Annotated in this window: 21 protein-coding genes; 13 read left to right on the top strand and 8 right to left on the bottom strand. The window is 71.7% G+C overall.

The genetic code is table 11. The features are described 5' to 3' along the window. Positions 1–116 precede the first annotated feature (116 nt). From FPZ12_RS41220 to FPZ12_RS41205, 4 genes are all read right to left on the bottom strand, one after another. Positions 117–1,391, bottom strand: coding sequence for a (Fe-S)-binding protein (locus tag FPZ12_RS41220; RefSeq protein WP_144757775.1), 1,275 nt, complete (start codon positions 1,389–1,391; stop codon positions 117–119). Beyond that, on the bottom strand, positions 1,388–2,482 hold the full coding sequence (locus FPZ12_RS41215; protein ID WP_144757774.1) for an FAD-binding oxidoreductase: 1,095 nt from the start codon (positions 2,480–2,482) through the stop codon (positions 1,388–1,390). Before FPZ12_RS41215 ends, FPZ12_RS41220 begins: the two co-directional genes overlap by 4 nt. Beyond that, positions 2,479–3,930, bottom strand: coding sequence for an FAD-linked oxidase C-terminal domain-containing protein (locus tag FPZ12_RS41210; RefSeq protein ID WP_144757773.1), 1,452 nt, complete (start codon positions 3,928–3,930; stop codon positions 2,479–2,481). The genes FPZ12_RS41215 and FPZ12_RS41210 overlap by 4 nt, the downstream gene beginning before the upstream one ends. Positions 3,931–4,064: 134 nt before the next feature. Next, positions 4,065–4,451: a hypothetical protein gene (locus tag FPZ12_RS41205; RefSeq protein ID WP_144757772.1), complete on the bottom strand. Its 387-nt coding sequence runs from the start codon at positions 4,449–4,451 to the stop codon at positions 4,065–4,067. 129 nt (positions 4,452–4,580) lie between these two features. On the opposite strand from FPZ12_RS41205, the gene FPZ12_RS41200 reads away from it, so the two are divergent. Next, positions 4,581–5,267, top strand: a complete 687-nt coding sequence (locus tag FPZ12_RS41200; RefSeq protein WP_243770290.1) for a GPR1/FUN34/YaaH family transporter — start codon at positions 4,581–4,583, stop codon at positions 5,265–5,267. Here FPZ12_RS41200 and FPZ12_RS41195 read toward each other — a convergent pair. Together FPZ12_RS41195 and FPZ12_RS41190 are read right to left on the bottom strand one after the other, a co-directional pair. Beyond that, on the bottom strand, positions 5,209–5,820 hold the full coding sequence (locus FPZ12_RS41195; RefSeq protein WP_144757771.1) for a DNA-3-methyladenine glycosylase I: 612 nt from the start codon (positions 5,818–5,820) through the stop codon (positions 5,209–5,211). The two genes, FPZ12_RS41200 and FPZ12_RS41195, sit on opposite strands and share 59 nt — an antisense overlap. 31 nt (positions 5,821–5,851) lie before the next feature. Beyond that, positions 5,852–6,661 (bottom strand): alpha/beta hydrolase, encoded by an 810-nt coding sequence (locus FPZ12_RS41190; RefSeq protein WP_144757770.1) that lies wholly within the window; start codon positions 6,659–6,661, stop codon positions 5,852–5,854. A 253-nt stretch (positions 6,662–6,914) separates the two neighbouring features. Between FPZ12_RS41190 and FPZ12_RS41185 the strand changes: the two genes are divergently transcribed. From FPZ12_RS41185 to FPZ12_RS45860, 4 genes are all read left to right on the top strand, one after another. Beyond that, entirely contained in the window at positions 6,915–8,333 is a 1,419-nt protein-coding gene (locus FPZ12_RS41185; RefSeq protein WP_144757769.1) for an aldehyde dehydrogenase family protein, read from the top strand. A gap of 79 nt (positions 8,334–8,412) precedes the next feature. Then, positions 8,413–9,309, top strand: a complete 897-nt coding sequence (locus tag FPZ12_RS41180; protein WP_144757768.1) for an NAD(P)/FAD-dependent oxidoreductase — start codon at positions 8,413–8,415, stop codon at positions 9,307–9,309. Further along, positions 9,306–9,866 carry a class I SAM-dependent methyltransferase gene (locus FPZ12_RS41175; RefSeq protein WP_144757767.1) on the top strand — a complete coding sequence of 187 codons (561 nt, stop codon included), beginning with the start codon at positions 9,306–9,308 and terminating at the stop codon, positions 9,864–9,866. The genes FPZ12_RS41180 and FPZ12_RS41175 overlap by 4 nt, the downstream gene beginning before the upstream one ends. Before the next feature lie 55 nt (positions 9,867–9,921). After that, a complete protein-coding gene (locus FPZ12_RS45860; RefSeq protein WP_166463078.1) occupies positions 9,922–10,089 on the top strand; it encodes a hypothetical protein in 168 nt (55 codons plus the stop codon). A gap of 74 nt (positions 10,090–10,163) precedes the next feature. Here the strand turns inward: FPZ12_RS45860 and FPZ12_RS41170 are convergent, their stop codons facing one another. Next, positions 10,164–10,829 carry a TetR/AcrR family transcriptional regulator gene (locus FPZ12_RS41170; protein WP_144757766.1) on the bottom strand — a complete coding sequence of 222 codons (666 nt, stop codon included), beginning with the start codon at positions 10,827–10,829 and terminating at the stop codon, positions 10,164–10,166. Between the two features lie 80 nt (positions 10,830–10,909). On the opposite strand from FPZ12_RS41170, the gene FPZ12_RS41165 reads away from it, so the two are divergent. Beyond that, a complete protein-coding gene (locus tag FPZ12_RS41165) occupies positions 10,910–11,407 on the top strand; it encodes a VOC family protein (protein ID WP_144757765.1) in 498 nt (165 codons plus the stop codon). Between the two features lies 1 nt (position 11,408). Here the strand turns inward: FPZ12_RS41165 and FPZ12_RS41160 are convergent, their stop codons facing one another. Beyond that, complete coding sequence (locus FPZ12_RS41160) at positions 11,409–12,125, bottom strand: LysR substrate-binding domain-containing protein (RefSeq protein WP_144757764.1); 717 nt, start codon at positions 12,123–12,125, stop codon at positions 11,409–11,411. Between the two features lie 56 nt (positions 12,126–12,181). Between FPZ12_RS41160 and FPZ12_RS41155 the strand changes: the two genes are divergently transcribed. The 7 genes from FPZ12_RS41155 to FPZ12_RS41125 all read left to right on the top strand — a co-directional run bounded on the left by FPZ12_RS41155 (position 12,182) and on the right by FPZ12_RS41125 (position 21,432). Continuing rightward, complete coding sequence (locus tag FPZ12_RS41155; protein ID WP_144757763.1) at positions 12,182–12,565, top strand: DUF5997 family protein; 384 nt, start codon at positions 12,182–12,184, stop codon at positions 12,563–12,565. Positions 12,566–12,749: 184 nt separating this feature from the next. Then, the gene (locus tag FPZ12_RS41150; protein WP_144757762.1) at positions 12,750–14,018 is read left to right on the top strand and encodes a cytochrome P450; all 1,269 of its coding nucleotides are present in this window, start codon (positions 12,750–12,752) and stop codon (positions 14,016–14,018) included. Positions 14,019–14,029: 11 nt separating this feature from the next. Next, the gene (locus tag FPZ12_RS41145) at positions 14,030–14,224 is read left to right on the top strand and encodes a ferredoxin (protein ID WP_144757761.1); all 195 of its coding nucleotides are present in this window, start codon (positions 14,030–14,032) and stop codon (positions 14,222–14,224) included. A 55-nt stretch (positions 14,225–14,279) separates the two neighbouring features. Further along, positions 14,280–14,870: a TetR/AcrR family transcriptional regulator gene (locus FPZ12_RS41140; protein WP_144757760.1), complete on the top strand. Its 591-nt coding sequence runs from the start codon at positions 14,280–14,282 to the stop codon at positions 14,868–14,870. A 242-nt stretch (positions 14,871–15,112) separates the two neighbouring features. Continuing rightward, positions 15,113–15,922 carry a formylglycine-generating enzyme family protein gene (locus FPZ12_RS41135; protein ID WP_208026189.1) on the top strand — a complete coding sequence of 270 codons (810 nt, stop codon included), beginning with the start codon at positions 15,113–15,115 and terminating at the stop codon, positions 15,920–15,922. Positions 15,923–16,095: 173 nt separating this feature from the next. Then, positions 16,096–18,690: a winged helix-turn-helix domain-containing protein gene (locus FPZ12_RS41130; RefSeq protein ID WP_144757758.1), complete on the top strand. Its 2,595-nt coding sequence runs from the start codon at positions 16,096–16,098 to the stop codon at positions 18,688–18,690. Between the two features lie 240 nt (positions 18,691–18,930). Continuing rightward, positions 18,931–21,432 carry a winged helix-turn-helix domain-containing protein gene (locus FPZ12_RS41125; RefSeq protein WP_144757757.1) on the top strand — a complete coding sequence of 834 codons (2,502 nt, stop codon included), beginning with the start codon at positions 18,931–18,933 and terminating at the stop codon, positions 21,430–21,432. The last annotated feature ends 31 nt before the right edge of the window (positions 21,433–21,463 follow it).

Below are 21,463 nucleotides of genomic sequence, written 5' to 3'. Positions count from 1 at the left end.
AAGGTATTCTTTCCCGCCTTGACCCAGCCCCAAGATCGCGAACACTCACAGATCGGGGCGGTGGTGGGGTGTCACACAGCGCGCGCTACGCGCGTCCGTTGCTGTCTCAAACCGCCTCAACCCCCCAACCCCAGCCCCCGAATCGCCAAGTCCAGGAGCTGAACGGGATGCATCATCGGCAGCTCCCCGTCCAGCTGCTTGCCGATTTGCAGCAGGCAGCCCGGGTTCGCGGTGACGAGCAGGTCGGGCCCGACCGCGCGGATGTTGTCCGCCTTCCGCCTGCCGAGTTCGGCGGCCGCGTCCGGCTGCACGAGGTTGTAGATTCCCGCCGAGCCGCAACAGATTTCGGCGTCGGGCAGGTCGGTCACTTCGAGGCCGGGGATTGTCCGCAGCAGCGTGCGCGGTTCGTTCCGGATGCCCTGGGCGTGCCCGAGGTGGCAGGCATCGTGGTAGGCGGCCTTCGCTTCGATCGGGTGCCGCCGCGCGACCGGTTCGAGCCCGGCGAGGAACTCCGTGATGTCCTGGACCTCGGCGCTGAACGCCTTCGCCCTGTCACTCCATTGTGGATCGTCGGCGAGCAGGTGCGCGTACTCCTTCATGGACGACCCGCAGCCCGCCACGTTCACCACGACGGCGTCCACGTCGAGACCGCCGAAGGTCTCGATGGTGCGCTTCGCCTTCGTGACAGCGTGTTCCTCGCGGCCCGCGTGCAGACCCAGCGCACCGCAACAACCCTGATCCCGCGGCACCAGCACTTCGCACCCTTCGGCGGCGAGAACCCGGAGCGTGGCGAGGTTGGCCTGGTGGAAGAACACGTCCTGCACGCACCCGGACAGCATCGCGACACGACGTCGTTTCGTGCCCTGCGCCGGAACCACGCGGGGGAGTGGCGCGAACGCGTCCCGCAGCCGGACCGGCGGAAGCAGCCCTTGCGCCGCCGCGAGCCGGGCGGGGAGCACCTTGCCGAGCAGTTTCGGGAGACCGGATTTCTGATACGCCACCCCGAAAACCGCCGCCGCCCGCAGACGCCGCCGGTACGGGAACAGGCTGAAGATCGCGTTGCGGAACCACCGGTCGGCCCGCCCGCGCCGCACGTTTCGCTCGATCTGCGGGCGGGTGGCCTCCAGCAGCTGGTCGTAGCGAACGCCGGACGGGCAGGCCGTCACGCACGCCATACAGCCGAGGCAGGCGTCGAGATGTTCGGTGAACGGCCCTTCGAGCCCGATCTCCCCGCGCTCGGCCAGGTCCATCAGGTAGATCCGCCCGCGCGGCGAGTCCATCTCCTCGCCCCACAGCTGATACGTGGGGCAGGTGGGCAGGCAGAATCCACAGTGGACACAGTCGTCCAGCAGCTCGCGGGCCGGTGGGTGCACGGGGTCGAACCCGGTCATCGGCGTTCCTCCCAGTCGGCGAACACGCCCGGCGCCAGTCGTGCGCCCGGATCCAGTTCCTGTTTCAGGGCAAGCAGAACACCGGCCGCCGAAGGACGCTGCCCCCACGCACGGAGCCCCGGAGGATGGCGCCGGAGCACCGACGTGCCCCCGGCCCCGGTGACGGCCGCGTGGGCTTCCTCCACCGATTCCGGCGCCAGGCTCACGGTCGCGATCCCGGTGGCCAGGCCCGCGGTGACGGTGTGGCAAGGGATTCCGGCGAGCACCCCCGGCAGACGGCTCGGGCGGCAGCCGATCCGCATCACCACACCGTCATCGGGGTCGGCGAAGGTGGCGTGCTGCTCCCAGACGTCGTCGTCCGAGAGCGAGCCGCCGATCAGCTCGATCACTTTTCGCGCCCGCGCCGCGACGCCGTCTTCGCTGCCCTCCAAGCGAATCAGCAGCCCATCGGCCCATTCCACGGCGACTGGCTCAAGCGAGGCGCGCATCAGCTCGGCCGTGCGCCCGGCGGACTCGGCCAGCGTCCCTGCCACCCGAACCGTCGCGCTGCCCTCCGGCACGGGATGCAGCCGCAGCACCACTTCCGCCAGCAGGGCGAGGCTGCCGTAGCTGCCGTGCACCAGCTTCGCGAGGTCGTACCCGGCCACGTTCTTGATCACGTGCCCGCCGGTGCGCGCCACCGTTCCGTCGGCGAGCACGAGCGTCGCCCCGATCACCAGGTCCCGCAGCGAACCGTAGGTGAGCGCGAGCGGGCCGGAGTCCGCGGTCGCCACGAGTCCGCCGACTGTCGCGCCCCGGCGCACGCGCGCGGCGTCGAAGGAGACCCGCTGCCCGTTGTCCCGTAACTCGTCCTGGAGCGTTTTCAGGGGCGTGCCCGCGAGGACCGCCACCGTCATGTCGCCCGGATTGTAGTGCAGCACACCGGAAAGCCGGGAAGTGTCCACTGTGGTCTCCGCAGGTCCTGGCGGGTCGCCCCAGCCCTCGGCCGTACCCGCGCCGCGGATGACGACGGGCCCGCCGGTCTCGGCGAGCGCCTGATGTGCCTCCCTCAGATCGGTGGGCCGCAGCACCGTGCTCTCCTGCGTGGTCACAGCCGCTCGATCACCCCCGCCTCCTCCAGCGGGTGCGGCCGGTAGCGGCCCGGCTTCTCCCCGCACAGCCGCGGCGTCGGCAGCAGCTTTCCCGGATTGCACAAGCGATCCGGGTCGAACGCGCCGCGCACCCGGTCCATCACCGCGAGGTCGGTCTCGCCGAACATCCGCGGCATCGAACACGCCTTGTCCGTGCCGATCCCGTGCTCGCCCGACAGCGAACCGCCCAGCTGCACGCACAGTTCGGTGATGTTCTTCGACAGCTCCTCGGCGCGCATCAGCTCTCCCGCGTCTTCGTTGAACAGCACCAGGGGATGCAGGTTCCCGTCCCCGGCGTGGAAGACGTTCGCGACCCGCAGCCCGGCTTCGCCGGCCATTCGCGCGATGCGTTCGAGCACCTCGGCGAGCCGGGTTCGCGGCACGACGCCGTCCTGCACGATGTAGTCGGGGCTGATCCAGCCGACCGCGGCGAAGGCGGCCTTGCGGCCCTTCCAGATCATCGCCCGCTCGCCGGCGTCCTTCGCGATGTGCAGGCGGGTACAGCCGTGGCGGTCGCAGATCGCCTTGACCTGCTCGAACTGGCCGTCGCATTCGGCGGCGGGCCCGTCCAGTTCGACGACCAGCGCCGCGGCCGTGGTGAGCGTGTACCCGGCGTGTACTGCTTTTTCCGCCGCTTCGATGGCCAGCGCGTCCATCATCTCGACCGCGGCGGGGATGACCCCGGCGGCCACGAGATCGCTGACGACCTCACCGGCCGCCCGCACGGAGGGGAAATCCGCCAGCAACGTGCGCACCGTTTCGGGAGTACGCAAGAGTTTCACCGTGATCTCGCAGGCGATCCCGAGCGTGCCCTCCGAGCCGAGGAACACCCCGCGCAGGTCCGGGCCGAGCTGCTCGCCGGTGTCGGAGCCGAGGGTGACGATGCTGCCGTCGGGCAGCACGACGCGCAGGGAGAGCACATGGTTGGTGGTGAAGCCGTACTTGACGCAGTGCGCGCCGCCGGAGTTCTCGGCGACGTTCCCGCCGATGGTGCACACCTGCTGGCTGGACGGATCGGGCGCGTAGTAGAGGCCGTGCGGGGCCGCAGCCTTGGTGATGTCGAGGTTCGTGACGCCCGGCTGCAGCACCGCGCGCCGGTCGAGGGGGTCGATCTCCAGCACCCGGCGTAGTCGCTGCAGCGAGATCACGACACCATCGGCGACCGGCAGCGCCCCACCGGACAGCCCCGTCCCGGCGCCGCGCGCCACGAACGGCACCTCGTGCTCGTGGCAGACCCGGACGGCGGCGGCGACTTCCTCCGTGCTGCCAGGCAGTACGACGAGCGCGGGTATCTGGCGGAAACCGGTGAGCCCGTCGCATTCGTAGGTGCGGAGCCGGACGGGATCGGTGATCACGTTCGGGGCGCCGACGGCCTCGGCGAGCAGCCCTGGCACGCGCGCGTCGAACATGGCTCCCACCCTCTTCCGCATGGTGGAAAATCGTTGCCGTCAACAGAAAACACTAGTCCGGTCCGGCCAGGGGATGTCAAGTTCGGGCGCGCGACACCTCGTCGTGAGGCCCGCTCACCGTCCTCTTCGGACACTCACGCCGCGGGCGAAGCGGGCCCGCGAAGGCGGAAGCACCGGGCGGAGGCGAGGCTGGCCCGGCAGGCGCGCAGCACCTGCCGGTTCGCCGGGCCGTCCGGCATCCGGCCGCAGGACGGGCAGTACATCCGGACGTCGCCGGCCAGCTCGTCGACGACGACGGCCGCCGGGCAGGCGCAATCGCGGCACCAGCGGTGACCGGTCACCACCACGACGTGCACGGGCGAGGCGATGCAATGGTGCAGCCAGCGGCGATGGGTGTGGCAGGTGCGCCGTTCGAACGGGTCCAGCCCGCGCGCCTCGGCGCGATCCTCTTCGGACAGTGCCGCCGCGAGCGTGCGGTCGGCCAGGTCGGCGTACCGCGCGGCGGAGTCCCTGCTGATCATCACCCACGATAGCTCTCACGCCGCGCCCGGCGGAGCCCGCCGAGTTCAGCCTGTCTCAAATTGAGACCCGCGTTCCGCGACCCCGGGGCTCTAATCGCGCGTAACAAAGCCCGAGGGAGGCTGATCGTGATGTCCTCAGTGCACAGCAACGAAGCCCCGGCGACGCCCAGCGCGCACGAGGTGCGCTCGATGGTCGAGCGCGAGGCGCCCCCGGCACCGGCCGGGGTGGTGGTGGGCGCCGGGGGAGACCCGCTCATCATCGGGCTGCCCATCTTCGCGGTCGGCTCGCTCGCGCTCGGCATGGCGCTGATCGGGGTGATCCCGGCGACCGCGCTCGGCGCGGTGGTGCCCATCGTGCTGCTCGGCACCGGGCTGTTCCTGCTGGTGGTGACCGTCTGGGCGGCGCTGCTCGCGCAGACCATGGTCGCCGGGATCACCGGCACGTTCTCCGGGTTCTGGCTCAGCCTCGGCGCGCTGCTGCTCGGGTTGCAGCACAGCTGGTACGGCGTTGCCGCGGACCAGGTGGCCGGGGCGCAGGAGCTGTTCTTCATCGCCTGGGGCTGCCTGTTCGTGTTCCTGCTGGTGCCGTGCCTGCGGCTGCCCGCGGTCTACCCCGCGGTGGTGGCGCTGGTGGTGGCGGCCTGCGCGCTGGCCGCGGCGAGCGCCCACACCGGCGACGCGAACCTGCTCAAGGTGGCCGGGTACGTGATCCTGGTCTTCGCCCTCCTCGGTTTCCTCGCGTTCGTCAACGTGGCCCTCACCGCGATGGGCGCGAAGCGGCCCTTCCCGCCGCTCGGCCGCGCGCCGGTCGGCTGAGGGGTTTCGCGGGGCAGCCCTTGACGTGGTCGTCCACGACGCCGACCGCTTCGAGGTACGCGTACACGATCGTCGTGCCGACGAACTTGAACCCGCGCCGTTTGAGGTCCTTGCTAATCCGGTCGGACAGCGGGGTGCTCGCGGGCAGGGCTTCGCCGGGGAGCGGGTTGTTGACGATCGGCTCGCCCCCGGCGAACTCCCACAGGTAGTCGGCGAAGGACCCGAATTCGTCCTGGACCGTGAGGAACGCCTGTGCGTTGCGGACCGTGGACGCGACCTTGAGCCGGTTGCGGATGATGCCCGCGTCGGCCATCAGCTCGTCCAGCTTGTCCTGCCCGTAGCCCGCGATCGCCCGCACGTCGAACCCGTCGAGCGCGGCGCGGTAGTTCTCGCGCTTGTTCAGCACGGTGGACCACGACAGCCCGGCCTGCGCGCCTTCGAGCAGCAGCTGCTCGAACAGATAGGCGTCGTCGCGGGACGGGCGGCCCCATTCGGTGTCGTGGTACTCCGTCATCAGCGCGGAGCCCAGTGCCCAGGAACAGCGGTCGTTCATCGGATTCCTTTCGTGGACGACCGCCTCGCGGTCAGTCGCCGCCGGGGGTGATTCCCTGACGTGCCAGCCAGGCCAGCGCTTCGTCGGCCACGCCCTCCCAGCCGCTGTCGAACACCAGCGAGTGGCCGCGGCCGGGGAACTGCTTGAACTCGGTGACCGCGCTGGAGCGGCTGTACTGCTTGAACGCCGAGCGGCTCACCACGTCGGGCACCGTGTGATCGAGCTGGCCCGACATGATCAGCAGCGGGCCACGCTGGGCGTTGCCCGTGTCCACCGCCGCTGGCGAGCGCGAGCTGAAGTTGGCGAACGCGGCCTCGAACAACGGGCGCCCCGGCGACGGGATGGCGTGCGCCTGGTACAACGCTGCCGACTCCGCTTCGCTGAGCGCGTTGCCGAAGCCGTAGCGGAACTGCTTCTCCGTGAGCGCGACCGAGCGTCTGCGGTTGGCCGGGTTGCCCAGCGCCGGGAACGACGAGCGCAGCTGCGCCGGCGGCAGCACCCGCACGCCCTTCATCTGCGCCGGGTCGATCGCGATCGCGGCCCGGCCGTAGCCGCGGCCGAGCAGCTTCTGCACGAACAGCCCGCCGAACGAGTGCCCGATCAACACCGGTGCCGCGGGCAGGTCGTCGATGATCCGGGCGTAGTGGTCGGCCACGTCGTCGATCCCGAGCCCCGCCACGGCTTCCGGGGCCTTGCGGGCCGCCTCGACCGTCGGCGGCTCGCCGGGCCAGCCCGGCGCGACGGGGGCGTAACCCTCCTTCGCGAACAGGTCGACCCAAGGCTGCCACGTCGACGCGTGCAGCCAGAGACCGTGGATGAAGACGACGGGGGTGGCGGTCATCGGTTCCTCCTGGGGCGAGGTGTGCTGTCCCGCCCAAGACTTCTCCGATCACCTCCTCCGGCGCACGGGCCGAAGGACACCAATCCTGTTGTTCGCGCACCCGGTCAAGCTACGGCAGGCCTACGACAAGATCGCGCTTCCGGCCCGCACCGTCCCCAAAGGACGGTCTGCCGCCGGAAGGTGCTGAGCGGCCGCTTACCGTCGCAGTAGAGTGGCCCGCAGGGACGCCGACGCCGAGGACAAGGGAGTTTTCGTGACTGACCGCACCGAGCTGTACGTGGACGGGGCCTGGGTGCCCGCCGACGGGCCCGAGACGATCCCGGTCGAGAACCCGGCGACCGAAGAGGTGATCGCGGAGATCCCGCAGGGCGGGGTGGCGGACGTCGACCGCGCCGTGGCGGCCGCGAAACGTGCTTTCCCCGGCTGGGCCGCCACTTCCCGCGCCGAACGGGCGGAGCTGCTCGGCCGCCTGCTCGACGGACTGGCGAAACGCGCCGACGAGATCGGCGAGACCATCGCCAAGGACGTCGGCACGCCGCTGAAGATCGCCCAGCGGATCCAGGCCGCGCTGCCACAGACCGACGTCAAGACCTACGTCGACCTGCTCGCCGCGGACGAGCCGGAGGAGCGCGTCGGCAACTCGCTGATCGTGCGCGAGCCCGCCGGCGTGGTCGGGGCGATCACGCCGTGGAACTACCCGCTGCACCAGATCACCTGCAAGCTCGCGCCCGCGCTGGCGGCGGGCTGCACCGTGGTGATCAAGCCCAGCGAGGTCGCGCCGCTGGCCGCCTACCGGCTTTTCGACGCCCTCCATGAGGCGGGTTTCCCGCCGGGCGTGGTGAACCTGGTGACCGGCTACGGGCCGGTCGTCGGCGAGGCGCTGGTGGCGCATCCGGACGTCGACCTGGTGTCCTTCACCGGGTCCGTGCGCGCCGGTTCGCGGGTCGCCGAGCTCGCCGGGCGCGGGATCAAGCGGGTCACCCTGGAGCTGGGCGGCAAGTCCGCCAACGTGATCCTGCCCGACGCCGACCTGCGGACGGCGGTGAAGGTGGGCGTCGCCAACGCGTACCTCAACGGCGGCCAGACCTGCACGGCGTGGACACGGATGCTCGTCCCGGCCGCGCTGGAGGACGAAGCGCTCGAGCTGGCCAAGACGATCGCCGAGGGCTTCACGCCCGGCGACCCGCTGGACCCGAAGACCAAGCTGGGCCCGATGGTTTCGCGGGTGCAGCGCGACCGCGTCCGCGGCTTCATCACCCAGGGCATCGACGCCGGCGCGAAGCTGGTCACCGGCGGTGCCGACACCCCGCTGGGCCGCGACGTGGGCCATTTCGTCTCGCCGACGGTGTTCGGCGGGGTGGACCCGGATTCCGTGCTGGCACAGGAAGAGATCTTCGGGCCGGTGCTGTCCGTGCTGTCCTACGCCGACGAGGAGGAGGCGCTCGCAATCGCCAACAACTCCCGCTACGGCCTGCACGGCGCGGTCTGGTCGGGCGACCAGGAGCGGGCGCTGGCGTTCGCCCGGCGCGTGCGCACCGGGCAGATCGACGTGAACGGCGGCGCGTTCAACCCGCTCGCCCCGTTCGGCGGCTACAAGCAGTCGGGCGTCGGCCGCGAGATGGGGCGGCTCGCCCTCGACGAGTTCACCGAGGTCAAGGCGATCCAGCTCTAGCGTTTGCGAAAACCGCAAATCTGTTTGCCACTTTTCTCCGCTCCGGCGCATAGTCGCGTCGCAACGGAGGGAGAATCCAGTGGACGAGAACTACGACGTGGTCGTCGTCGGGGGCGGGGCGGCCGGGCTGAGCGCGGCGGTCGCCCTGTCCCGGGCGCTGCGGTCGGTGCTGGTCGTCGACGCCGGGGAGCCGCGCAACGCCCCGGCCGACGGCGTGCACAACTACCTGGGGCGCGAAGGCATCGCGCCCGCCGAGCTGGCCGCGGCCGGGCGCGCCGAGCTGGCTGGCTACGGCGGGCAGCTCGTCACCGGCACCGTCGTGTCGGCGGCGCGTGAGGGCGCGTGGTTCGACGTCCGGCTCGCCGACGGCGGCCGGACGAAGGCACGGCGGCTCCTCGTCGCCACCGGCCTGGTCGACGAGCTGCCGGACATCCCGGGGCTGGCGGAGCGGTGGGGGAGCACCGTGCTGCACTGCCCGTACTGCCACGGCTGGGAAGTGCGCGGGCAGGCCATCGGCGTACTGGGCGGCAACGAGCTGGCGGTGCACAAAGCCTTGCTGTGGCGGCAATGGAGCCCGGACACGACGCTGTTCCTGCACACCGGCCCCGCGCCGTCCGACGAGGACCGCAAAAAGCTCGCCAAGCGCGGGATCGCCGTGGTGGAAGGCGAAGTCACCGCGGTCGAGGAGGGCGGGATCCGCCTGGCGTCGGGCGAGCTCGTGCCGTGTGAGGCGCTCGCGGTGACCCCGCGGTTCGCCGCCCGCTCCGAGCTGCTCTCGTCGCTCGGGCTGGAGCCGGTGGACGGGCTGATGGGCTCGGCCGTCCCGGCGGAACCGGGCGGCGCGACGTCGGTGCCAGGCGTGTGGGTGGCGGGCAACGTCACCGATCTCGCGGCCACCGTGATGGTGTCCGCGGCCGCCGGGCTGCAGGCCGCCGGCATGATCAACATGGACCTGATCGAGGAGGAAGCCCGATGAGCACGCCCTTCGACCGCCAGTTCTGGGAGGACCGCTACGCCTCGGCGCACGCGGTGTGGAGCGGCGAGCCCAACCCGAACCTCGTCGCCGAGGTCGCCGGTCTCGAACCCGGCGACGCGCTCGACGCGGGCGCGGGCGAAGGCGCCGACGCGGTCTGGCTCGCCGGAAAGGGCTGGCGGGTCAAGGCGGTGGACTTCTCCGCCACGGCACTGGAACGCGCCGCCACTCGCGGCTCCGACGTCGACTGGGAGCGCGCGGACCTGACCGAGTGGAGCCCGGAGCCCGCGAGCTATGACCTCGTCTCGGCGCAGTACCTGCACCTGCCCGGGCTGGCCGAGGTCCTGCCCCGGCTCGGTGCCGGGGTGCGCCCGGGCGGCATCCTGCTCGTCGTCGGGCACGAGCGCTCCGACGCGCACCCGTTCCCCGAACTGTGTTACCCCGCCAAGGAAATGGCGGGCTGGCTCGACGACGGCTGGGAGATCCTGATCTCCGAGCCCCGGCCTGGGCGCGAGTCCACCCGCCGTGACGAGGTCCTCAAGGCGCGTCGGCGCGCCTGAATTGCTGAGCCCGCACAGAGTTCTTAGGGTGTCGGTGGCAGAGGGGAGAGTCGAAATGCCGTACAAACTCACGCACCGGTCGCGGGCTCAGGAGATCCCGTTCCCGACGCAGGCCGCCGCGGAGCTCTACGCCGAGCAGGTGGCAGGCGGGCGGAGCCAGTGGACCATCTCGGAGACCGGGCAGAGTGCCCGGCCGCCGGCCGAGGAAGAGCAGGCGGGCTGAAGCAGCGTGGCGCGGGGCGGCATCCGATCGCGGGTGCCGCCCCGTTCGCTGTCCACAATGGACTGTATAACGACCTATACCACGCGGGCTTGTTCGGGAATTTCGTCGGCGTAGCGGAAAGTGACCCGGACTCCGTCCGGCAGCGGATGGCCGGTGCTCAGGATCGCCGCCCCGAGCTGGTGGGCGCACAGGTCGCGGACCTGCTCGCGGGGCAGGCCGGGGCTGTCCAGCCAGTTCAGGCACACCGACACGAGGAACGCGAGCCAGCCGCGCACCGCGAGCCGGACCAGGGCGGGCGGCTCCTCGCCGCCGCGGGTAAGCGCTTCCAGGATGCGGTTCTCCTGGTACGCCTGGTTCCGCTCCATGATCGCCCGCACGCCGGCGTCGGAGCTGGGCGCGCCGCGGTAGAGGGCGCGGTAGCCATGCGGCCGGGTTTCGACGTAGGCGAGATAGGCGTCCAGGATCGTCAGCAGCCGTTCCTTGTACGGCAGGCCGTCACCTACGGCGGTGGCTTCGCGCAGCCGGGCCGCCTCCTGCTCCACCACGGTGATCAGGAAGTCCCGTTTGTTGCCGAAGTAGTGGTACAGCAGGCCGCGGGAAACCCCGGCGCGGCCCGCGACGTCGTCGATCCAGACATCCCCGTAGGGCTGCGCGGCGAACAGCTCGCAGCCCACCTTCAGCAGGTGTTCCCGGCGCGCCTCCACGTCGAGCCGCGGCCCCGGGGTGCTCTTGTTGGACATCGGTTCAACACCCTACCCCCGGCGCCCGGATGTTTGAATATTCAGTGAGCAAGTGTTCCGAGAGCGGCACGGAGGCGGCCATGAACGACACGGACCTGGCGAGGATCGAAGCCGGGCGGCAGCGGCTGCGCGAGGCCTACCTCGCCCCGGCAGGGCAGCGCCCGGCCTCGACCGCGCGCGGCCTCCACCACACGGCACTGATCAGCAGCGACGTGGAGCGGACCATCCGGTTCTACCAGGACCTGCTCGGGTTCCCGCTGACCGAGCTGATCGAGAACCGCGACTACCCCGGCTCCTCGCACTTCTTCTTCGACATCGGCAACGGGAACCTGCTGGCGTTCTTCGACTTCCCCGGCCTCGACGTCGGCCCGTACGCCGAGGTGCTCGGCGGCCTGCACCACGTCGCGATCTCGGCGGAGCCCGGCCGATGGGGCGAAATCGTGGGGCGGCTCAAGGAAGCCGGCGTCCAGCACGAGGTGCACAGCGGCGTGTCGGTCTACTTCCGCGACCCCGACGGCGCTCGCGTCGAGCTGATCTCCGACCCGCTCGGCAAGATGTACGGCAACGAGGTGCTCTGAGTCAGCGGCGGGGCTTCCCGCGCCTGCCTCGCGCGACGGGCTTCTTGCGCGGCGCCGGCGCGGCGGGCTTCTTCGGCGGCTTTTTCTTCTTCTCCGCCACCGGTTGCGGGCGCCCCCGGGTGCTGTTCACCGTGCGGCCGCGGACGATCCCGATGAACTGCTCCATCAGGTCGGTGGTCTCCGCCGCCGGCCAGGACAACGCGACCCGGGACTGCGGCGCGTCGGTCAGCGGCCGGTAGGTCAGGTCGCGGCGGTGGTGCAGCCGGGCCAGCGACTGCGGGACCACGAGCACGCCCACCCCGGCCGCGACGAGCTGGATGGCGTCGCCCGTGGTGGCCGGGCGTTCGACGGCCGGGCGGCCGGGCAGCTCCGTCCAGCCGAGCGTGTCGTCGAGGGGATGCAGCACGACCTCGTCGGCGAGGTCCTCAGTGGACACTTCGTCGGCCGCGGCCACGAGATGGTCCTTCGGCACGACGGCCACGGTGGTCTCGGTGTACAGCGGGATGGCGTGCAGGCCCTCCCTTTCGGTGGGCAGCCGCAGCAGCGCGGCGTCCGCGCCGCCCTCGAGCACGAGATCGGCGGCTTCCGCGGCCGGCACCTGCACGAGTTCGATCGGGACGGCGGGCAGCCGGTCCCGCCAGATCCGCACCCATTTGCCGGGCGTCACGCCGGGCACGTAGGCCAGCGTGAAGAAGGGGGAGACGTCCGGGCCGGTCACCACGCCAGGTTACCGGGCGTGACCGGGGCCGGTGACGCGGCGGATACCCTGGGGGCATGACGTCGCAGAAGACCTCCCAGACCATGAAGCCGGCGACGGCGGCGAAGAAGCTGGGTGTGTACCTCGAAGCCACCCCCGCGGAGTTCCAGGAGGGGGTCGTCTCGCGCGACGAGCTCAACGCCCTGCAGGCCGATCCGCCGGAGTGGCTGCGCGAGCTGCGCCGCACCGGGCCGCACCCGCGGCCGGTCGTCGCGGCGAAGCTGGCCATCTCGATCAGCGGCCTCGCGCGCGGCGGGATCACCGAGCCGCTCACCACGGAGCAGATCGAGGAGCTGAAGGCCGAGGACCCGGAGTGGCTCCGGCGCGAACGCGAGATCCAGGCCGAGGTGCGCAAGGAAACCGCCCGCGTGAAGGAAAAAGACCGCCGCGCCGACGGCTGAGTCGTTCCCGCTGGCCATCCGCCCGCACTGTCCTGAGTGGACGGTCGGCGCCGCCTCGGCGGCCTTGACCGCCGCTCACCAGGCGTGCTAAACAGCTGTTCAGCAGTGCTGTGCAGCTGCTCAGCGTCGATGGGGACGCGGGCCCGGCGCGCCCGGGCGCGTCCCTTCCTTCAGGAGGCGGGCCGTGCCGGACTTCGACCAGATCGACTTCTTCACCGACCAGACCATCGTCGACGACCCCTACCCCTACTTCGAGCACCTGCGCGCCCGGGGCCCGGTGCACCGCGAACCGCACCACGGCGTGATCGCCGTGACCGGCTACGACGAGGCGATGGAGGTCTACCGCGACAACGCGGTGTACTCCTCGGTGAACTCGGTGATCGGGCCGTTCCCCGGGCTGCCCTTCGAACCCGAGGGCGCGGACATCTCCGCGCAACTCGAAAACCACCGCACCGACTTCCCGATGCACGAGCACATGGTCACCATGGATCCGCCCGAGCACGGACGGCACCGGGAACTGCTGAAACGGCTGCTGACCCCCAAGCGCCTCAAGGAGAACGAGGAGTTCATGTGGCGGCTCGCCGACCGCCAGATCGACGAGTTCCTCGGCCAAGGGCGCTTCGAACTGCTCTCCGACTACGCCCAGCCGTTCGCGCTGCTGGTGATCGCCGACCTGCTCGGCGTGCCCGAGGAGCACCACGACACCTTCCGCGCCCGGCTCGGCGCGCAGAAGGCGGGCTCGATCGACGAGGACGAAGCGATCACCGGGAACTCGCTGGGGTTCCTGGACGCGCAGTTCACCGCCTTCATCGAGGACCGCCGCCGCGAGCCGCGCGACGACGTGCTGACCCAGCTCGCCACCGCGAAGTTCCCGGACGGCTCGGAGCCCGAGGTGCTCGACGTCGTCCGTGCCGCCACGTTCCTGTTCGCGGCGGGCCAGGAGACCACGGCGCGGCTGCTCAGCTCCGCGCTGCTGATCCTCGCCGAGCGCCCGGACCTGCAGCAACGGCTGCGCGACGACCGCAGCCTCGTGCCCGGGTTCGTCGAGGAGACGTTGCGGCTGGAAAGCCCGGTGAAGGCCGACTTCCGGCTCGCGCGCACCACCACCAGCCTCGGCGGCGTGGAGATCCCCGCCGGCACCACGGTGATGATCATGCCCGGCGCGGCGAACCGCGATCCCGGCCGGTTCGGGAACCCGGCGGAGTTCCGGGTGGAGCGGCCCAACGTGCGCGAACACATCGCTTTCGGCCGCGGCGTGCACTCGTGCCCCGGCGGCCCGCTCGCCAGGGTGGAGGCGCGGGTCAGCATCGAGCGGCTGCTGGACCGGATGGCCGGCCTCCGGATCTCCGACGCCGAGCACGGCCCGGCGGGCGAGCGCCGCTACCGCTACGAACCGACGTACATCCTTCGCGGCGTCAACGCGTTGCACCTGGAGTACACCCCGAAGAGCTGAAGGAGACGGGCATGAAGGTGGTCCTGGACGCCGGTCAGTGCGAGGCGAACGGCCTGTGCGTCGCCGCCGCGCCGCGCGTGTTCGAGCTCGACGACGAGGACGAGCTGACCGTGCTCGACGAGCATCCCCCGCGGGAAGAGTGGGAGGCGGTGCGGGCCGCCGTGGCCAGCTGTCCCAAGCTCGCGCTGTCGTTCGTCGAGGAGTAGCGACGGGGTGGCCCTCCGGCAGAATACGATCAGTACGCGAAGGAGGGGCACGACGATGACAGCGCAGCGCCGGATGGGCGCGCCCGACGCCAAGAACCGCGGGGTCCTGCTCGACGCGGCGGAGAAGCTGCTGCTCGAGGAGGGCTACGCGGCGGTCACTTCACGGCGGGTGGCTAGCCGGGCCGGGCTGAAGTCCCAGCTGGTGCACTACTACTTCCGCACGATGGACGACTTGTTCCTCGCGCTGTTCAGCCGCCGTGCCGAGGAGGGCCTGCGGCATCAGCAGCAGCTGCTGGAATCCGAGCGCCCGCTGCACGCGCTGTGGGAGTTCAACACCGAGTCCACCGGCATCCCGCTGACGATGGAGTTCACGTCGCTGGCCAACCGGCGTCCCGCGATCCGCGACGAGATCACCCGCTACTCCGAGCAGTTCCGGCAGGCACAGCTGAAGGTCGTCTCGGTGGCGCTGGAACGCTACGAGGTCTCGCCGGAGGTGTGCACGCCCGAGTCGCTGGTGGTCGTCATGACGGCGATCGCCAGGGTGATCTCGATGGAGAAGAAGCTCGGCCTTTTCCTGGGGCACAACGAAACCGTGGCCTCGATGGAACGTTTCCTCGACCGGATCGAGCCGCCGGCCGGCGACTGAGGGACCTTCGGGTTCATCCCCGGCAGGCGAGGCGGAGCCTGATCTTCACCGGCCACACTGCACGGGTGGAGCAGGGGTGGCGCGGGACGGAAACCGCGGTGTGGCAAGGAGAAGACTCCGGCGCGGCAGGCCGCGTCCCGAGGGGGACGGTACGGGAGCCGGTTCGGGGGCCGGCTCCCGTACCTCACGCCCGGATCGCCCCCGACGACGGCTGGACCACGCTGCCCGGCGGCGAGTTCGTGATGGGCACCGACCGTGACGAGGGCTGTCCCGAGGACGGGGAAGGCCCCGCGCATCTGGTGTCACTGAGCGCGTTTTCGATCCGGCCGTGCGTGGTGACGAACAAGGAGTTCGCGGAGTTCGCCGACGACACGGGGTACCGCACGGACGCCGAGCGCTACGGCTGGTCGTTCGTGTTCGCCGGACTGCTGCCCGCGCAGCGCCCGCCCACCAGGGCGCTGGCGGAAGCGCCCTGGTGGCGCCAGGTTTTCGGGGCGGACTGGCGCCATCCGGATGGCCCGTGGTCCGGTGTGGACGACCGGCTCGACCACCCGGTGGTGCAGGTCAGCTGGCGGGACGCGCGCGCGTACTGCCGGTGGGCGGGCTGCCGGCTGCCGACCGAGGCGGAATGGGAGTACGCGGCGCGGGGCGGGCTGGCCGGGAAGCGGTATCCATGGGGTGACACCCGCGAGCCGCGCGGAGTGCACCGGATGAACGTGTGGCAGGGCGAGTTCCCGGAGCACAACACGGGCGCGGACGGCTGGCTCGGCACCGCGCCCGCGGACAGCTACGAGCCCAACGGGTTCGGCCTGTACAACATGACCGGGAACGTGTGGGAATGGTGCGCCGACTGGTTCAGCCCGGTCGCCTACGCCATCAACGACCTGCGTGACCCGCAGGGCCCGCCTTCGGGCAGTCACCGGGTGCTGCGCGGCGGTTCCTATCTGTGCCACGAATCTTCCTGCTCCCGGTACCGCGTGACCTCGCGGGGCGCGAACACCGTGGACAATGCCGCGGGCACGCTCGGCTTCCGGTGCGTCCTGTCGGCCTGAGCACCGCCGCGACCTGCGCTTTCGCTTTCCGGTTCGGACCCCGAACGGGTGAACCGGAATTGCCGCCATGGGCAAAAACCCGGTGCAATGCGAGGGTATAGGGCCCGGTGGTGGAGGTGGGCGTGATGGAAGTGGGCAGCAGCGGCAGAACGGGGCGTACTCCGGTGCCCCGGGTGAAGATCACGGCCCCCGATCCGCCCGAAGGCCTGGTTTCCCGGCCCCGGTTGCTGTCTATTTTGGACAGTCGGCCCGCACCGGTCACGCTGGTGTGCGCGCCGGCCGGCGCGGGGAAGACCCTGCTGCTCGCGGGTTGGGCGCGCACCCGCGAAGCTGGGCAGGTCGCCTGGGTTTCGCTTGATCCCGACGACAACGACGATCGCCGCTTCTGGTCGGCCGTCCTCGCGGCGCTGAGTTCCCGCGCGCCTGCCGGGAGTCCGCTGCACGCCATCGAAGTGCCCGCTTCTCCCAGCACCCGGCCGGATTTCGTGGCCCGCGTCGCCGCCGCGGTGGAGGAGCTGCCCGGCCCGCTCTGGCTCGTGCTCGACGATCTGCACGAGCTCACCGCCGCCGAGCCGGTCGACGGACTGCGGAATCTGGTGCGTCACCAGCCCGCCGGGCTGCGCCTGGTGCTGGCGACCCGGCGCGACCCGGAGCTGCCGCTGGCCCGGCTGCGGCTGGGCGAGGGGCTGGCCGAACTGCGCGCGGCCGACCTGATGTTCTCCGCGGCCGAGGCCCGTGAACTGGTCGAGTCCATGGGCCTGGAGCTGGCCGGGGACGAGCTGGACGAGCTCGTGGCGAGGACCGAGGGCTGGGCGGCCGGCCTCCGGCTGGCCGCGCTTTCGCTGTGCGCCACGCCCGACCACCGGAGTTTCCTGGACGGGCTCGCGGGCAGTGACCGCGCGGTGGGCGAGTTCCTGATCGGCGAGGTGCTGTCACGCATGCCCGCGCCCGCCCAGGAGTTCGTCCGCGCGATCAGCATCTGTGGCGAGGTGAACGCGGAGCTGGCGGGCGCATTGACCGGGCGCCCCGACGCCGGGGCGATGCTCGCCGAGCTGGAGCGCACGGCGTCGCTCGCGGTGCAGGTCGGCGGGCCGGGGGAGTGGTATCGCCTGCATTCCCTGCTGCGCACGCACGTCCTCGCCGACCTGAGCGCGCGGGACCCGCAGCTGGTCGCCGCGCTGCGGACGCTGGCCGCCGACTGGTTCGCGGGGCAGGGCGAACCCATGCGGGCGCTTGAACACGCCACCGCCGCGCGGGACGAAAGCCAGATCGTGAACCTGTTGCGGCGTAACGCCGTCGAGGCCGTCCTGGCCGGTGAACACCCGGTGCTGCGGCGGGCGCTGGCGGCGCTCCCGCCGGACCGGATCACCGGCGACAGCCTGCTCGGGTTCGTCTCGGCGGCCCTGCACCTGGAGGCGGGCGAACCACGGGCGGCGGCGGTCGACCTGTCGCTGGCGGAAAGCACGCTGCCCCGGCGGCCCGGCCCCGAACTCGAAACGCTCCGGCAGCTCGTGCGGGGGCGGATGGCGCAGCTGACCGGGGATATCGAAGACATCCTGCACGCGGCGGAAAAGCTCGCCACACGGTCGCCGTCGCTGGAGGCGGTCGTCCTCTTCCACCGCGGCGCTGCGGCCTTCGCGGGCGGCGAGCTGAGAACGGCCGTGGCGCGGCTGAGAGCCTCACTGGCCGCGGCGCGCGCGGGCGGTCAGGACTACCTGGCGGTGCAATGCCTTTCGCTGCTCAGCGGCGTCCTCGCGGCCTCTGGGGAGTTCACCGAAATGGCCGATCTGGCCGCCGAAACCGCCGAGGAGAACGTCAAACGCGGCTGGGACCACGGCCCCGAAGCGGCCGGGGCGCACGGCCTGCTCGCGTTCGGCGCGCTGCTGCGCGGCGACCCGCCGCACTGCGCGCGGCACGCCGAACGCGCGCTGCAGGTGCTCGACGAGGGCCCGTCCACCACAGCGCGGTCGGCGCGGCTGTTCACCGGGATCCTCCTCGGCACGGCGGAGTTCGACGGCGGTGACCCGGTGGTCGGGGCCCGCCGGATGATCGCCGCCAGGGCCGAGTTCGGGGGCACCCGCCTGCTCGCCACGCAGGTCGCGCTGACCGCGTTCCTGGAGCATCGCGCGGCGATCGCGCTGGGCTGGACCGACCTCGCGGGCGACGCGCTTCGGTGGTGCGAAAAGTGGCTGCCCGGCTGCGGTGAGCTGCTGCTGATGCGCGCCCGCGGGCAGTTGGCGTCCGGGCACCACGGCGCCGCGGCCATGACCCTGCGCCCGCTCGTCGCCGGCTCCGTACCGCTGGCGCTCCCGTGGTCGCAGGTATGGGTGGCCGTGACGGAAGCCGAAACGGCGGTGCGCGCGGACGATTACGGGCACGCGCACCGCGCGCTCGCCAAGGCGCTGAAACTGGCCGAGCCGCAGCGGGTGCGCCATCCGCTGGTGTTTCTGGCCCCGGCGCTGGCCGACGTGCTGGACGCGGGGCTCGGCCGGTTCGGCGCGGTCGAGAGCTACGCGCGGGAAATCCTTGGCGTGCGGGCGAAAGCGTGCCTGCCCGCGGAACCGGTGGTGCTGACCGAACGGGAACGGGACGTGCTGCGGCTGCTGCCCACCCAGCGTTCGTTCGAGGAAATCGCCGAGGATCTCACCGTTTCGCCGAACACGATCAAAACGCACGCGCGGGCGCTCTACGGCAAGCTCGGCGTGACGAAACGGCGGGAGGCCGTGGACGCCGCGCGGAATCGCGGACTGCTCGAAGACCTGCCCTGACCTCAATACGGTGAAATCGTTCAAGGGGTCAAATTCGTTTCCGTTCCGCCCCGGATCGAGTGAAGGGCCGCGGGCCCGTCCCTTGGCCGGCGTCGTTGCGTGGCGGCCCGGTTCGCCCCGGTTTACGGTGGCGGGATGGGACATCATCGGCCGGTGAGGGGAGCGCATCCGCGGTGGTGGATCCCGCGCCGGAAAACGGCCGTTCCCGAAATGCCCGCGCATTCCGTCCGCCGAAATGAATTGTCGCGGTCCCTCCAGGACGAGGTCGAGAATTTTCCGCTGACGATGATCAGCGCGCCCGCCGGGTACGGCAAGACACTCCTGCTCGCCGAATGGGCCGGCGCGGGCGGCGCGGACAAGGCCTGGGTTTCGGCCGACGGCGGGGACAATGACCCTGGCCGGTTCTTCGCCGCGGTGCTCGCCGCGCTGCGTGAATGCCCGCTGGTGCCCGCCGACAGCGCGCTGCGGGCGAACGCGCCGGCCGCCGAGCCCGCGGATTTCGTCGCCCGGCTCGTGGACGCGGTGGACGAGCTGCCGGGCCGGATCTGCCTGATCCTCGATGACGCGCACGAGATCGTCGACCCGCGTTCCCGGCACGCGATCGAGCTGCTGGTCCGGCACCAGCCCGCCAACCTGCGCCTGATCCTGGCCACCCGGTCGGACCCGTCGCTGCCGCTGGCCCGGCTGCGGCTGCACGGCAGGCTGGGTGAGCTGCGCGAGCCGGACCTGCGGTTTTCCGAGGCGGAGGCGGGCACGCTGTTCCGGCAGGCCGGGGTGACGCTGGAGCCGGGGCAGCTGGCCGGCCTGGTGGAGAAGACCGGCGGCTGGGCGGCCGGGCTGCGGCTGGCATCGCGGTCCCTGCGCGAGACCGCGGATCGGGACGGGTTCGTCGCGAAGTTCACCGGCGACGACCGCGCGGTCGCCGACTACCTCGTGAGCGAAGTGCTGACCAGGCTGCCGGACGGCACCCGCGAGTTCCTGCGCGCGGTGAGCATCTGCGAGGACCTGACGCCCGCGCTCGCCGCGGTGCTGTCGGGCAGGTCCGACGCGGCCGACATCTTCGCCGAGCTGGAGCACGAGGGCTCGCTGGTGATCCGCACCGGGGAAGGCCGGCGCTGGTACCGGATGCACCCGCTGCTGCGCTCGTACCTGCAGGCCGAGCTGACGCGGCTGCATCCGCGGGCCACGGCGCGGCTGCACGCCGTCGCGGCCGTGTGGCTGGCCGACGACAGGCAGATCGGGCCGGCGTTCGCGCACGCCACCCGCGCGCAGGATCCGGCGACGCTGTCGTCGTTGCTCGGCCGGCACGGGCTGGACCTGCTGCTGGCCGGTGACCACCGGACGGTGTTGCGCGCGCTGGAGCTGGCGGGCCCGGCGGAGGTGTCGGGCAGCGCGTGGCTGACGGTGCTCTCGGGGTTGGCGCACCTGCAGGCGGGTGACCTCGCGACGGCGCGCGCTCGCGTGGCGGAGGCCGGTGCGAAGGCGGAGAGCCCGCACGCGGAGGCGGCGTCGGTGCAGACGCTGCTGGCGTCGGCCTGTGCGATGGCCGCCGGTGAGGCGCCGGAGGCGGGGACGGAGGTGCCGGCCGCAGGCGGAGTCGCCGCGTGGACCAGTCTCGACAAAGGCTGGCGTCTGGTGCGCGAGAACCGTCTGCGCGAGGCGCAGGCGGAGTTGTGCGAGGCGGAGGAGCTCGCGCGCGGCTACGGCACGGACTACGTGACCCTGCACTGTCTGGCGGCGCGGAGCGTCGCGGCCTGGCTGGAGGGCGACTACGCGACCATGTCCGCCACGAGCGCCGAGTCCCTCGCGCTGGCCAAGGCGAACGGCTGGGAGGCCACGCCGTGGCTGACGTCCGCGCGGGTCACGAAGGCTTTCGGGCACCTGCTGCGCGCGGAGCCGGAAGACGCGCTCGACTCGGCGCGGGCGGCCCGGCACTTCGGCGCGCCGGTGTCCGGTCCGGTCGGCTACGCCATCGAGGTGGTCGAAGCCCTGTGCGTCCACGACGCGGGCGACCCGCACGCGGCGGCGCGCAAGCTGCGACTGGCCCGCGCGGAGCTGGGGGAGGCGGCCTTGTTGCCCGCGGTGGCCGCGGGCGCCGCGCTCGCCGAGTTCCGGTGCGCGCTGGCGCTCGGGCGCGAGGTGGTGGCGCGGGAAGTGCTGACGTGGGCGCGTGAACGGCTTGGGCAAAGCGCCGAGCCCGCGCTCATGACGGCGTGGCACCGGTATGCCGCGAAGGATTTCGCCGGGGCGGGCCAGGCGCTGGCCCGGGCCTCGGTGCTGCCCGCGCGGCTGCCTTTGCTTACGGCGGTGGAGATCCGGCTGATGGCCGTCGCGGTCGCCGCCGCGACCGGTCGGCGCACGCTGGCGATCGAGGCGCTCGGCGAGGCGTTGCGGCTGGCGGCGCCGGCGCGTGTGCTGCGGCCGTTCGCGGAGGCGGATCGCGGGGTGCGGCAGTTGCTGGTCGACCAGCTCGGCGGGTTCGACCGGCTGGACGGCTTCGCCCACGAAGCGAGCCGCGTGATGTGCGGGAGCCGGCGGGACCGCGGGGCGGCGTTGCTGACGGACCGGGAGCATGCCGTGCTGGGCAGGCTGGCGTCGCCGCAGTCGCTGGAGGAACTGGCGGAGTCGCTGTCGGTCTCGGTGAACACGGTGAAGACCCACGTCCGGGCCATCTATACGAAGCTGGGTGTGAGCAACCGCCGCGCGGCCGTGACGACGGCGAGGGAACGCGGGCTGGCTTGAGGGCCGGTCGGTGGGCTCGGCGGGGGCGGCG

The organism is Amycolatopsis acidicola (assembly GCF_007713735.2).
In the GTDB taxonomy this organism is placed as follows: domain Bacteria; phylum Actinomycetota; class Actinomycetes; order Mycobacteriales; family Pseudonocardiaceae; genus Amycolatopsis_E; species Amycolatopsis_E acidicola.
Note: the sequence above shows the minus strand (reverse complement) of the source record. Positions and strands in the feature narration are given on the sequence as shown.

Bases quoted from the DNA above. Each gene is read 5' to 3' on its own strand.
- FPZ12_RS41190 (WP_144757770.1), bottom strand. From the start codon at position 6,661: ATGACCGCCACCCCCGTCGTCTTCATCCACGGTCTCTGGCTGCACGCG.
- FPZ12_RS41140 (WP_144757760.1), top strand. From the start codon at position 14,280: ATGACAGCGCAGCGCCGGATGGGCGCGCCCGACGCCAAGAACCGCGGG.
- FPZ12_RS41170 (WP_144757766.1), bottom strand. From the start codon at position 10,829: ATGTCCAACAAGAGCACCCCGGGGCCGCGGCTCGACGTGGAGGCGCGC.
- FPZ12_RS41135 (WP_208026189.1), top strand. From the start codon at position 15,113: ATGGGCACCGACCGTGACGAGGGCTGTCCCGAGGACGGGGAAGGCCCC.
- FPZ12_RS41210 (WP_144757773.1), bottom strand. From the start codon at position 3,930: ATGTTCGACGCGCGCGTGCCAGGGCTGCTCGCCGAGGCCGTCGGCGCC.
- FPZ12_RS41145 (WP_144757761.1), top strand. From the start codon at position 14,030: ATGAAGGTGGTCCTGGACGCCGGTCAGTGCGAGGCGAACGGCCTGTGC.
- FPZ12_RS41155 (WP_144757763.1), top strand. From the start codon at position 12,182: ATGACGTCGCAGAAGACCTCCCAGACCATGAAGCCGGCGACGGCGGCG.
- FPZ12_RS41220 (WP_144757775.1), bottom strand. From the start codon at position 1,391: ATGACCGGGTTCGACCCCGTGCACCCACCGGCCCGCGAGCTGCTGGAC.
- FPZ12_RS41205 (WP_144757772.1), bottom strand. From the start codon at position 4,451: ATGATCAGCAGGGACTCCGCCGCGCGGTACGCCGACCTGGCCGACCGC.
- FPZ12_RS41195 (WP_144757771.1), bottom strand. From the start codon at position 5,820: ATGAACGACCGCTGTTCCTGGGCACTGGGCTCCGCGCTGATGACGGAG.
- FPZ12_RS45860 (WP_166463078.1), top strand. From the start codon at position 9,922: ATGCCGTACAAACTCACGCACCGGTCGCGGGCTCAGGAGATCCCGTTC.
- FPZ12_RS41165 (WP_144757765.1), top strand. From the start codon at position 10,910: ATGAACGACACGGACCTGGCGAGGATCGAAGCCGGGCGGCAGCGGCTG.
- FPZ12_RS41175 (WP_144757767.1), top strand. From the start codon at position 9,306: ATGAGCACGCCCTTCGACCGCCAGTTCTGGGAGGACCGCTACGCCTCG.
- FPZ12_RS41200 (WP_243770290.1), top strand. From the start codon at position 4,581: ATGTCCTCAGTGCACAGCAACGAAGCCCCGGCGACGCCCAGCGCGCAC.